11 protein-coding genes and 1 riboswitch are annotated in these 12006 nt (G+C 38.3%); of the genes, 6 read left to right on the plus strand and 5 right to left on the minus strand.

Features of this window, described 5'->3' with window-relative positions; genetic code table 11:
• Nucleotides 1–127: 127 nt before the first annotated feature.
• Entirely contained in the window at nucleotides 128–907 is a 780-nt protein-coding gene (locus M3175_RS00280; protein ID WP_251513365.1) for an alpha/beta hydrolase family protein, read from the plus strand.
• Between the two features lie 34 nt (nucleotides 908–941).
• Nucleotides 942–1184, plus strand: a complete 243-nt coding sequence (locus M3175_RS00285; RefSeq protein ID WP_251513367.1) for a DUF2584 domain-containing protein — start codon at nucleotides 942–944, stop codon at nucleotides 1182–1184.
• 37 nt (nucleotides 1185–1221) lie between these two features.
• Here the strand turns inward: M3175_RS00285 and pckA are convergent, their stop codons facing one another.
• Nucleotides 1222–2808, minus strand: a complete 1587-nt coding sequence (gene pckA / locus M3175_RS00290; RefSeq protein ID WP_251513369.1) for a phosphoenolpyruvate carboxykinase (ATP) — start codon at nucleotides 2806–2808, stop codon at nucleotides 1222–1224.
• Between the two features lie 387 nt (nucleotides 2809–3195).
• Nucleotides 3196–3334: riboswitch (SAM riboswitch) on the plus strand.
• Nucleotides 3335–3564: 230 nt separating this feature from the next.
• On the opposite strand from pckA, the gene metK reads away from it, so the two are divergent.
• Complete coding sequence (metK, locus tag M3175_RS00295) at nucleotides 3565–4767, plus strand: methionine adenosyltransferase (protein ID WP_251513370.1); 1203 nt, start codon at nucleotides 3565–3567, stop codon at nucleotides 4765–4767.
• Nucleotides 4768–5009: 242 nt separating this feature from the next.
• On the plus strand, nucleotides 5010–6905 hold the full coding sequence (gene asnB, locus M3175_RS00300; protein WP_251513372.1) for an asparagine synthase (glutamine-hydrolyzing): 1896 nt from the start codon (nucleotides 5010–5012) through the stop codon (nucleotides 6903–6905).
• On the opposite strand, the gene M3175_RS00305 is transcribed toward asnB, so the two are convergent.
• Both M3175_RS00305 and M3175_RS00310 read right to left on the minus strand, forming a co-directional pair.
• Nucleotides 6906–7769 (minus strand): C39 family peptidase, encoded by an 864-nt coding sequence (locus M3175_RS00305; RefSeq protein WP_251513375.1) that lies wholly within the window; start codon nucleotides 7767–7769, stop codon nucleotides 6906–6908.
• Nucleotides 7770–7860: 91 nt separating this feature from the next.
• Nucleotides 7861–8373 (minus strand): gamma carbonic anhydrase, encoded by a 513-nt coding sequence (locus tag M3175_RS00310; RefSeq protein WP_251513378.1) that lies wholly within the window; start codon nucleotides 8371–8373, stop codon nucleotides 7861–7863.
• Between the two features lie 88 nt (nucleotides 8374–8461).
• Here M3175_RS00310 and M3175_RS00315 point away from each other — a divergent pair, with 88 nt between their 5' ends.
• Both M3175_RS00315 and tbcS read left to right on the plus strand, forming a co-directional pair.
• Nucleotides 8462–9265 carry an alpha/beta hydrolase gene (locus tag M3175_RS00315; RefSeq protein WP_251513381.1) on the plus strand — a complete coding sequence of 268 codons (804 nt, stop codon included), beginning with the start codon at nucleotides 8462–8464 and terminating at the stop codon, nucleotides 9263–9265.
• A gap of 14 nt (nucleotides 9266–9279) precedes the next feature.
• On the plus strand, nucleotides 9280–10365 hold the full coding sequence (gene tbcS / locus M3175_RS00320) for a tetraprenyl-beta-curcumene synthase (RefSeq protein ID WP_251513383.1): 1086 nt from the start codon (nucleotides 9280–9282) through the stop codon (nucleotides 10363–10365).
• A gap of 34 nt (nucleotides 10366–10399) precedes the next feature.
• Here tbcS and mnmM read toward each other — a convergent pair whose 3' ends face one another.
• Entirely contained in the window at nucleotides 10400–10975 is a 576-nt protein-coding gene (mnmM, locus tag M3175_RS00325) for a tRNA 5-(aminomethyl)-2-thiouridylate-methyltransferase MnmM (protein WP_251513384.1), read from the minus strand.
• Nucleotides 10972–11934 (minus strand): tRNA modification radical SAM protein MnmL/YtqA, encoded by a 963-nt coding sequence (mnmL, locus tag M3175_RS00330; protein ID WP_251513386.1) that lies wholly within the window; start codon nucleotides 11932–11934, stop codon nucleotides 10972–10974. Before mnmL ends, mnmM begins: the two co-directional genes overlap by 4 nt.
• Between the last annotated feature and the right edge of the window lie 72 nt (nucleotides 11935–12006).

Below are 12006 nucleotides of genomic sequence, written 5' to 3' on the forward strand. Positions count from 1 at the left end.
GGATAACCTCCTTAATAGATAAACTTTTTTATGTGAACGGTTTGGGAGCCTAACATATCGTATGAAGTCGAAAAAAATGTGTGAATGCCTATATGAAAAACATGTGTAAGGGAGTGTAACACAAGGGATGTATACTCTAGAAATTATTGATATGGAGAGGTTTCCTTCACCTCATCCTCATGTGGAGTTATCGATCGTAACGTATTATTCAGATGGATATAAGGTGAAAGGAATGTTAGCAGAACCTAAAGGCGATGAGCCTCTAGATGGTTTCTTATATTTGAGGGGTGGAATAAAAAGTGTAGGAAAGGTAAGACCATCCAGGTTGGTTCAATTTGCTAGTGAAGGTTTTATTGTCTTTGCCCCGTACTACCGAGGAAATCAAGGAGGAGAAGGAAATGAAGATTTTGCTGGAGATGATCGAGAAGATGCATTTGCAGGGTATCGTATCTTACAGCAGCATTCAAGAGTGAAAAGGGTACATGTATTTGGATTTTCTCGTGGTGGGGTGATGGCATTATTAACAGCCATCAAGTTTCCTGATACAGCCTCTCTCGTCACCTGGGGTGGAGTAAGTGATATGAACCTTACATATATAGAAAGAGAAGATTTGAGAAGAATGATGAAGAGGGTGATTGGTGGTACACCGACAAAATATCCAGAAAGATATAGATTTCGGACCCCTTTGTATGAGATAGAACAATTAAGATGTCCCATTTTAATTATTCATGGATCGAAGGATCAAAATGTAAGTGTGGACCATGCTAGAAGATTGGAAGAGAGGCTAAAGGATTTGCGTCATAAAGTAGAGAGCTGGTATTTTGAGGAGTTGACACATTATTTTCCTCCAAGTATTAATCGAAAAGTCGTAGCAGACTTAACTCAATGGATGAAAAAACAGTCATAATAATGATAAAATATAAGAAAAGGAGTGGAGCATTATGGGTATGCCATTAGAGCTTAATACTATGATTGTTACTAAAGGTAGAGAAAAGAGACTTGAGGAAAACCTGTTTACGCTAACTAAAGAAGGATATCGCTTATATCCAATAGACATTCCTCTTGAGGTCAGAAGAACGATTGATGGGGAAGTTAGTGGCATGGCAAAAATCAAAAAAGTAATATTAGAAGCTGAAAAAACGACGATCGAGTATCAATTAATCTCCTTACATTCATCTAATTAAAAGAGCGTAATCGACTGATTACGCTCTTTTTTTAAAATTAGACTAAAGGACCGCCTTCTTCAACAATCTGTGCTGAAACATTTGCAAATTTTTTGAAGTTATCTTTGAATTTAGTGGCTAATTCGTTTGCTTTAATTTGGTACGCCTCTTGGTCAGCCCATGTTCGGTTTGGCTGAAGAACATCATCCGGCACTCCAGGAACATGAAGAGGAATCTCTAATCCAAAAATAGGATCTTTACATGTTTCTACATGGTTTAGTTCCCCTTCAAGAGCTGCCTGTACCATGGAGCGAGTGTATGTTAGCTTCATTCTACTTCCGACTCCATACTCGCCACCAGTCCAGCCTGTATTCACTAGATATACCTTCGCATTATGTTCGTCAATCTTGGATCCTAGCATTTCAGCATAGCGGGTAGCTTCTAATGGTAGGAATGGAGAGCCAAAGCAAGTTGAAAATGTTGCTTGCGGTGAAGTGATTCCTTGTTCCGTACCAGCAAGTTTTGATGTGTATCCGCTTAAGAAATGGTACATCGCTTGTTCTTTAGATAGCTTTGCAATGGGAGGTAGTACTCCAAAAGCGTCTGCTGTTAGGAATATAATTGTATTAGGATGACCAGCTACACTTGGATCCACGATATTACTAATAGATTGGATAGGATAAGCAGCACGCGTATTTTCAGTTAATGTTCCATCATCATAGTCAGCGACTCGTGATTCCTTATTCAGCACGACGTTTTCTAACACAGATCCAAAATGAATCGCGTCGAAGATTTGAGGCTCCTTTTCTCTTGAAAGGTTAATGCACTTAGCGTAGCAGCCTCCTTCAATATTAAAGACACCGTTAGCTGACCAGCCGTGTTCATCATCTCCGATTAAGCGTCGATTCGCATCAGCAGATAAGGTCGTTTTACCTGTGCCTGATAAGCCGAAGAATAAAGCAACATCTCCTTCAACGCCGACGTTTGCTGAGCAGTGCATAGGGAGAATATTATTTTCAGGCAGTAAGTAGTTCATAATGGAGAAAATGGATTTCTTCATCTCCCCTGCATATTCGGTACCACCGATTAATACGGTCTTTCTTTCAAAGGAGACAATGATAAAAGTCTCAGACTTCGTTCCATCCATAATCGGGTCTGCTTTAAAGTTTGGAGCCGAAATGACTGTGAATTGTTCCTCATGAGTCAAAAGCTCTTCTGCTGTTGGTCTAATGAATAACTGGTGGGCAAATAGATTATGCCAAGCAAACTCATTTATCACTTGTATCGGTAGACGATGTTTCTTATCTGCTCCAGCAAACCCTTTAAAAACAAATAACTCATCTCTATCTTTCAAGTAACTTAGTACTTTATTATATAACCGTTCAAACACTTCTGGAGAGATTGGTTGGTTAACAGCTCCCCAGTCAATCTTGTCCTTTGTAGAAGCTTCTTCAACAATGTATTTGTCCTTTGGAGACCGACCAGTATATTTTCCTGTTGTTGCACGTACTGCTCCTGTCGAAGTCAAGACACCTTCGTTTCTAGTAAGAACCTTCTCGACTAATTGTGGTACAGATAGTTGCACATGTACATGACCAGAGGCTAACAATTCACTTAATTGGTTAGAAATACGGACAGAGTTCATCTGATGACTACCTACCTTTATTTGTTATTTTTTAATTAGTATAACACATTAACTTAATTAGTCTATACTATTTATAAAAATATTAGAGGGTGCAAGAAAAAACATCTTTTTCTACCTATTTTTTAGCCTTTTCTTTTCATAAAAACAAGAATCTAAGCTAATAGTCTATACTATTAACAAATGGGACGAATTTAAGGCAGTGGATCTTAGAAGGGAAATTCATATGACTAATCCAGATGGTAAGGTATTTGTGGGAGATTGGGCTGTATGAAGGCTATTACTTCTATAACAGTTGCTCATTATTTGAAGAATGAATCAACTATTTTTTCATAAAGATGTTGACAGTATTTGACGTGATACGGTATTATTCTACATTGAACGGATACTCTCTTATCCCGAGCTGGTGGAGGGACAGGCCCTATGAAACCCAGCAACCTGCTTTAATAATTAATTACGATAACTGTAATTAATATAAAAGAGAAGGTGCTAACCTGAGGCAAGGATTTTAGTCCTTGAACGATAAGAGCGAAAGGCGCAAATTACTTTGCTATCACCCTTTCCTCAAGCAGGGAAGGTTTTTTATTTTGCATAAAGTTTTTATTTTTGGTGGGTAATTTTTCAAACCTTCATAATAAAAATGGCATGTTTATTTCATACTACTTAGGGAATGAGTTCCGTATCAAATGGAAGGTTTTGTTTATGTTGATATAATAAGCATACCTTTTTCTCAAGTATAAATAAATAGGAGGTCAGGAGATGTCAAAAAAACGTCGTTTATTTACATCCGAGTCAGTTACTGAAGGTCATCCAGATAAAATCAGTGACCAAATTTCAGACTCAATTTTAGATGCTATCTTAGCAAAAGACGCAAATGCTCGTGTTGCTGCAGAAACGTCAGTAACAACAGGTTTAGTATTAGTTGCTGGGGAAATTACAACTTCTACATACGTAGATATTCCAAAGATTGTTCGTGAAACAATTAAGGAAATTGGGTACACTCGTGCAAAATATGGTTTCGATTCTGAAACATGTGCGGTTTTAACTTCAATTGATGAGCAATCAGCTGATATTGCAATGGGGGTTGACCAAGCACTAGAAGCGCGTGAAGGATCTATGTCTGATGAGGAAATCGATGCAATTGGAGCAGGTGACCAAGGGTTAATGTTTGGTTTTGCTTGTAATGAGACAAAGGAGCTTATGCCTCTTCCAATTTCTTTAGCACATAAACTAGCTCGTAGACTAACTGAAGTTCGTAAGGATGATATCCTTCCTTACCTTCGTCCTGACGGTAAAACTCAGGTTACAGTTGAATACGATGAAAATAATAAGCCAGTTCGTATTGATACAATTGTTATTTCAACACAGCATCATCCTGAAGTAACTTTGGAGCAAATTCAACGTAATCTTAAAGAGTATGTTATTAACCCTGTTGTACCAGAAGAGTTAATTGATGAAAATACAAAGTATTTCATTAACCCAACAGGTCGTTTCGTTATCGGTGGACCACAAGGTGACGCTGGATTAACAGGACGTAAGATTATTGTAGATACGTACGGTGGTTATGCTCGTCACGGTGGCGGTGCATTCTCTGGTAAGGATCCTACAAAGGTTGACCGTTCAGCTGCTTACGCTGCTCGTTATGTAGCGAAGAATCTGGTTGCTGCAGGTCTAGCAGATAAAGTGGAAGTACAGCTTGCATATGCAATCGGTGTTGCACATCCAGTATCTATTTCTATTGATACATTTGGTACTAGCGAAGTAAGTGAAGAAGTCCTTATTGAGGTTGTACGTAATAACTTCGATCTTCGTCCAGCTGGAATCATTAACATGCTTGATTTAAGACGTCCTATCTATAAGCAAACTGCTGCTTATGGTCACTTTGGCCGTACAGATGTAGATCTTCCATGGGAGCGTACAGATAAAGCTGACACGCTTCGTAAGGAAGCTCTTGAAAGATAAATTAATATAGTAGAATTCAACCGGGAGTTACAGAAAATTTGTAACTCCCGGTTTTTCTTTACGTCTATAAGGGTATGGTGGTTTAGAAGCAAAAAGGGATGTAAACAATGGGTAGTAAGCTTGAATTTTTAGGAAATGGTCAATTAGACAGTGCGATTCGATAATTTTAGTGGTAGTATTAATAGGTATTCTTTCTGAATGGAAGATTAAACTCGTAAGAACGGAGTAGGTGAGTTACATACATGTGTGGTTTTATTGGATGTGTTCATGACAAATCGCAAGTGTTTAGTGATGGACAAAAACAACAATTTGAAAATATGAACAATGTGATTACGCATCGCGGACCTGATGATGACGGATATTTCTATGATTCTCATGTTCAATTTGGGTTTCGTCGTTTAAGTATCATTGATATAGAAAGTGGACATCAACCCCTTCATTTTGAAAACGAGAGATACTGGATTATTTTTAACGGTGAAATTTATAACTATGTTGAGTTAAGAGAAGAGTTACTGGCAGAAGGAATAACCTTTGCAACAAGCTCCGATACAGAAGTAATTATTGCCCTATATAGCCATCTGAAGGAAAAAGCTGTGGAGAAACTTCGTGGAATGTTTGCTTTTGTTATTTGGGATAAGGTTGAGAAGACGCTTTATGGAGCACGTGATCCATTCGGCATTAAGCCTTTTTTCTATTTTGATGACGGGGAAAAGACCTTCTTTGCATCTGAGAAAAAGAGTATTTTACTTGCATTGCAAAACGATGTATTGAACTATGATTCTTTACAGTATTACTTAACATATCAGTTTGTTCCTGAGCCTTATACAATGTCAGAGGGGATTTCAAAATTAGAACCAGGACACTACTTTACAAAGAAAATTGGATCTGAAATGGAAATCAAGCGTTATTGGAAGGCTCATTTCCACCCAGTAAGAAAGTCAGAAAGTGATTTTGTAAAGGAAATTAAAGATGTTCTTTTCGATTCTGTCAAAATTCATATGAGAAGTGATGTGCCTGTTGGTTCATTCCTTTCTGGTGGAATTGATTCTTCGATCATTGCTTCGATTGCAAAAGAATTCCATCCGGCGATTAAGACATTTTCTGTAGGTTTTGATCATAATGGGTTTAGTGAGATTGATGTTGCAAAGGAAACAGCTGATAAGCTTGGAGTAGAGAATATTAGCTATATCATTACTCCAGAAGAGTACATGAATGAAGTGCCGAAGATTATGTGGCATATGGACGATCCGCTTGCAGACCCTGCATGTGTGCCTTTATATTTTGTGGCACGTGAAGCACGTAAGCATGTGACGGTGGTTCTATCTGGAGAAGGTGCAGATGAGCTATTTGGTGGATACAATATTTATAGAGAGCCTCAGAGTTTAGAGGTGTTTAATAAAATTCCACAGGTTGGAAAAGCATTTTTACGTTTACTAGCGAAAATGATGCCAGAAGGAATGCGTGGGAAGAGCTTTATTGAACGTGGTTTGACTCCTTTAGAAGAACGCTATATCGGAAACGCAAAAATGTTTACTGAGCTTGAAAAGAGTGATCTGCTAAATACGTATAACAAAGGTTTAGATTTCACCAATATCACAAAGCCTCTTTATAAAGAAAGCGAAGGCTACGATCCAGTTGACCGTATGCAGTATATTGATATTCACACATGGATGCGTGGAGATATTTTATTAAAGGCTGACAAAATGACCATGGCTCATTCGTTAGAACTTCGTGTTCCGTTTTTAGATAAAGCTGTTTTTGAGGTTGCTTCTAAAATTCCAACAAGTTTAAAAACTGCCAACGGAACAACGAAATACGTTCTTAGAAAAGCAGCAGAAGGAATTGTACCAGAACATGTTCTTAATCGGAAAAAGCTAGGCTTCCCTGTTCCCATTCGTCATTGGTTAAAGGCTGAGATGAATGAGTGGGCGAAGACAATTATTAGAGAAAGTGATACAGATTATTTATTAAATAAGACGTATGTGCTGCAATTGCTTGAGGATCACTGCCAAGGAAAAGCTGATAATAGCAGAAAGATTTGGACGGTGCTCATGTTTATGGTATGGCATCAGGTATATGTAGAAAAAAAGTATTCCTTCGAGAAGGAATACTTAGCGGAAAAAGTGTTACAAAGCTAATTAGAGAGGGAGGTAGGTAATTGCCTGACTTCCCATTTGCACCCAGGATTCTTCAAAATCCATTATGGGTGCTTTTTTATTTTTTTCACCTGTTAATGGATCGTTAAAGTATACATAGTCCTTATCAAAGCCTGTTAATAAAACAGAGTGTTCTTTGTAGGTTATATCAATCACACCATTTGGAGTATGCCAGGTCACAAATTGATTGGATGACAGCTTTTTAAAAGAGGTGTTGGTGATTACCCAAACAGGACGCTTGTCAGAAAGGTGTATTTTTAGATCATTAAAAGATGAACCGGTTAAATCTTCAATTTGTCCAGGTAAATATTTTTCAGCTAGTTCTTTAATGGGTTCATGGTACACGCCTAAACCAGGCAGTTCTTTCGAATACATGCTCCCTACAAATCCGTCATTAGGATGACCATAGTGAACCTTTCCACCGGAGACCTTGTAGGCTGTAGTGTCTTTTTTGATTTCTTTAGCAAGTGTCATCTTATCTACTGAAATATTAGCATATTGTAATAGCATGGCTAAACTCGTAACTTCACAGCCGCGTGGAAGTTCAGGGAGTTGGTTGATGACCGGTGCATCTAAAAGAACGGTTTGTTCTAACGGAATAATCGTTAGGTCCTTATCATCGATAAAAGTGTTCGTCGAATGAATGGGGGCTTGTACCCAGGTTTTCATTCGGCCTACGGCTTCCGCGATATGAGGTGTTTGTGCTATATATAAGATAAAGAACCCTAGTAAAACCAATCCAATAATGGAAAAAGAAGTTATAAGAGAAGGGCTTTTCTTTATAAGACGTGTGAAAATAAATAGTAGGAGAATTATTGTCCCTATTAATATCATTAGTGTAGTCATAGGCACCACCGATAAACAATTAGTTGAGCAATCTATTTTTAGTTATATCGGCATATTTCTTCTAGTTTCAAGATACTTTTTCTAAGAATTCTTATTTTTGTATCGATTTGTAGTATTGTCCTTTTTCTACGTACTGGTTCATGATTCTGTCACGATCCTTAATGTCCGCCTCAGTTAACTCGCGAATCACCTTGGCAGGGCGACCAAATGCAAGCGTGTTCGGTGGGATCTTTTTTCCTTGAGGAACTAAACTACCGGCTCCAATGAATGCCCCTTCGCCAATTTCTGCCTGATCTAGTATAATAGAACCCATTCCAACTAAAGCTTTCTTTCGGATGGTACAACTATGCAAAATCACTTGGTGACCAATGGTTACTTCATCTTCAATTATGAGCGGATTATTTGGACTTTGGTGTAAAATAGAGTTATCCTGAATGTTCACGCGGTCCCCTATGATTGTTGGAGCAACATCACCGCGGATAACTGTACCGAACCATATACTTGTATGGTCACCAATTACAACATCCCCAGTAACCGTGGTATATTCAGCAAGGTACGCACTCTCGGAAATTTTTGGGGTTTTATCATGATAAGGATAAATCATAAACATCCTCCTTTATGTAATCATATATATTTACTATAACGAATTTACATCATATTTTCTTATACTTTTTTCAGAAGGGGCAATACATATGTGGAAATGGGAAGCAGAAGGGAATGCTAGAGCAGTAATTGTTATCGTTCATGGGGCGATGGAGCACCATAGAAGATACGGCTGGCTCATTGAGCAGTGGAGAAATGCAGGCTTTCATGTCGTCATGGGTGATTTGCCTGGTCATGGATTAACGACAAGATCTAGAAGAGGGCATATCGATTCATTCGAAGAATATGTGGATGAAGTAAAAAAGTGGATTGATGCATCCTATCAATTTGATTTGCCAGTTTTCTTAATTGGTCACAGCATGGGCGGCCTGATTACACTAAGACTTCTACAAAAAGAGAGATTAAATCTAGCAGGTGTTATTCTTTCATCTCCATGCTTAGGTTTGGTGAACAAGCCTTCTCCAATCCTACACGCGGCAACCTTTATTTTAAATAAAGTGTTCCCAGCCTTACGGGTATCTTCAGGAATTTCTTTGGACATGGTAACGAGAAATGAAGATGTAAGAGAGTTGGATCTTAAAGACACTTTATATGTGAAAAAGGTATCTGTACGCTGGTATCGTGAGTTAGAAGAAGCGATGAAGAATGCATTCGCAATGATCAAAAGAACACAGGACACACCATTATTGGTCGTTCAAAGTGGGGATGACAGGATCGTAGATAAAGAAAAGGTAAGAAATTGGTTCAACACTGTCCCACTTTCGGAAAAACGTTTTAAGGAATGGCCAAAATGCTATCATGAAGTGTTTAATGAACCAGAACGGGAAGAAGTATTTTTATATGTTAAAGATTTTGTGGAAGGTCAGTTAAAGGGACTAGGATATATTGTGTGAGTGAGGTGAAATGAATGAGTGTTCCAACAATGCCCATTAGCTTAATGACGGAAGTGTACAGGAAGGTTTTACCTGCTGTTCACAGAGAACTAAGGGGTTGGAAGGCACGAGCGGATGAGATACCGAATCTAGAGCTTCGGAAGCAAGCGCTAGCTAGCATTGAACACAAAACGTTTCATTGTGAAGGCGGTGGCATTCTTTCTTTAATGGGAATGGACCGCTATGAACAAGCGATTCGCTTTATCGTTGCTTATCAGACAATTAGTGATTATTTAGACAATTTATGTGACCGAAGTACTTCTCTTGACCCGAATGATTTTGCTTCCTTGCATGAATCAATGGAACATGCACTTACCGTTGGGAAAGAGCAGAAGAATTATTATGAGCATCGTGAAGACCAGGATGATGGAGGGTATTTACATGACCTAGTAGCAACTTGTCAGGAGGTTCTTGCAGGGTTAGATAAGTACGAAATGATTCGAGAGCATTTGCTGGAATTATGCCGCTATTATTGCGATTTACAAATTCATAAGCATGTTCAACACGAAGAACGAATTCCCCGACTCAAAAACTGGTTTGGTAAACATAGAAACAAAATACCTGAAATGGAGTGGTATGAATTTTCTGCTTGCTCTGGTTCTACATTAGGAATCTTCTGCCTTGTTTCATTTGCAATGAGCGAGGGATTTACTCATCACCATGCGAATTCTATTCGTGAAGGTTATTTCCCTTATGTTCAAGGATTACATATTCTTCTAGATTACTTTATCGACCAGGAAGAGGATTTAGATGGTGGTGATCTTAATTTTTGTTTTTACTATAAAGATGAAAAAGCATTGTTTGAACGACTTAATTATTTTGTAAATGAAGCAGATCGCCATATTGAAAATCTGCCGTATAAAAGGTTTCATCAGTTGATTAACCGAGGTTTATTAGGAATTTATTTATCAGATGATAAAGTACGTAATCAAAGAGGGATAAGAAAGCTTTCACGATTAATGATATGGAATTCAGGTCCCGTAGGGTTATTTTTCTACATCAATGGACGTTTGTATCGTTCCCTGCAAAAATGGAATATTTTTCGAGCTCGAACACAGTAAAAAACAGTCTGAAATCAAATTTCAGACTGTTTTTTTATGAGCGTTTTTCAATAGCAATGATAAATGGGGCATTGTTTTTCTGATTTTCAAACTGATAACGAAGGACATGAGCCTTTTGTTGATCTAATTCTTTCACATATTGCAAAAGTTCATCCCGTTCAATTGCTCCTTCGTTGTGGCCATGATAAATGACAAGGACAATGATTCCCTCAACAGCTAAAAGGTCCAAAAGCTGCTCAATCGCAGAGATAGTCGTTTCAGGCTTTGTAACAATGCTTTTGTCCCCTCCGGGAAGGTATCCTAGGTTAAAAATTGCTGCTGTTATCTTTCCTTTTGCTGATTCGGGAATGCAGTCTTTCAACTCTTCATGTCCACGATGAATAAGGGTGACACGGTCTGAAAGGTTTTCCTTCGCTAGGCGCTCCTTAGTCGCTTGAATGGCTTGTTCTTGAATATCAAAACCATACACATGTCCAGTGCCGCTTGCGAGCTTTGCTAAAAAATAAGTATCATGTCCATTTCCTAAAGTAGCATCTACTGCTATAGTATCCGGGAGAAATGCCTTTTCTAGCAAGTTTCTCGCAAAGGGCAAAATTCTCTCTAGCTTCATAAGCGGCTCGTCTCCACCTGATGAAACTTCCCTTGCCAGCTGTCTCTTCTTTTGAGTTCAGCGTCAATTGCATTTAATACTTCCCATTTATTTACGCTCCACATCGGTCCAATCATTAAATCAATCGGTCCATCCCCGGTAATTCGATGGACAATCATTTCAGGTGGTAAAATTTCTAATTGGTCACATACTAAGCTTACGTAGTTTTCAAAGGAAAGAAACTCAAGCATTCCCTTCTCATATTGCTTCACCATAGGTGTTCCTTTTAATAGATGTAGTAAATGAATCTTAATTCCTTGAACATCCAGCTTAGCCACTTCTTTTGCTGTTGTCATCATCATGTCATATGATTCAAGTGGCAATCCATTAATAATATGTGAGCATATTCGAATATTATGCTTGCGGAGCTTATTTACTCCCTCCACATAACATTGGTAATCATGGGCTCTGTTTATCAATAATGCTGTTCGTTCATGAACGGTTTGAAGACCTAATTCAATCCATAAATAGGTTCTTTTATTCAGTTCGGCTAAATACTCGACCACCTCGTCAGGTAGACAATCAGGTCTTGTAGCTATAGATATACCTACAACCCCTTCTTGTGAAAGGACACTTTCGAATTTTTCTTTTAATTCCTCAATTGGTCCATGCGTATTGGTATAGGCTTGAAAATAAGCCATATACTTACCATCTTTCCATTTTGAGTGCATTTTTGCTTTTATATCTTGGAACTGTGTCGTTAAATCATCCACTCTGTTTCCTGCGAAATCTCCTGAGCCTGCTGCGCTACAAAAGGTACAGCCTCCATAAGCAACAGTGCCGTCTCGGTTCGGACAATCGAAGCCGCCATCAAGTGCTACTTTAAATACTTTATGTCCAAAGGTTTGTCTCAAGTGGTAATTCCATGTATGATATCGCTTATTATCTGATGCGTATAAAAAAGGATGTAACTTACTCACTTACGTATCTCCTTACAATCAAAGTATTCTCATTTTATCAGAAAAAGGGTGGACAACCAACTGAATAAATGA

The organism is Robertmurraya korlensis (assembly GCF_023715225.1).
In the GTDB taxonomy this organism is placed as follows: domain Bacteria; phylum Bacillota; class Bacilli; order Bacillales; family Cytobacillaceae; genus Robertmurraya_A.

Bases quoted from the DNA above. Each gene is read 5' to 3' on its own strand.
- M3175_RS00280 (WP_251513365.1), top strand. From the start codon at position 128: ATGTATACTCTAGAAATTATTGATATGGAGAGGTTTCCTTCACCTCAT.
- M3175_RS00285 (WP_251513367.1), top strand. From the start codon at position 942: ATGGGTATGCCATTAGAGCTTAATACTATGATTGTTACTAAAGGTAGA.
- pckA (WP_251513369.1), bottom strand. From the start codon at position 2,808: ATGAACTCTGTCCGTATTTCTAACCAATTAAGTGAATTGTTAGCCTCT.
- metK (WP_251513370.1), top strand. From the start codon at position 3,565: ATGTCAAAAAAACGTCGTTTATTTACATCCGAGTCAGTTACTGAAGGT.
- asnB (WP_251513372.1), top strand. From the start codon at position 5,010: ATGTGTGGTTTTATTGGATGTGTTCATGACAAATCGCAAGTGTTTAGT.
- M3175_RS00305 (WP_251513375.1), bottom strand. From the start codon at position 7,769: ATGACTACACTAATGATATTAATAGGGACAATAATTCTCCTACTATTT.
- M3175_RS00310 (WP_251513378.1), bottom strand. From the start codon at position 8,373: ATGATTTATCCTTATCATGATAAAACCCCAAAAATTTCCGAGAGTGCG.
- M3175_RS00315 (WP_251513381.1), top strand. From the start codon at position 8,462: ATGTGGAAATGGGAAGCAGAAGGGAATGCTAGAGCAGTAATTGTTATC.
- tbcS (WP_251513383.1), top strand. From the start codon at position 9,280: ATGAGTGTTCCAACAATGCCCATTAGCTTAATGACGGAAGTGTACAGG.
- mnmM (WP_251513384.1), bottom strand. From the start codon at position 10,975: ATGAAGCTAGAGAGAATTTTGCCCTTTGCGAGAAACTTGCTAGAAAAG.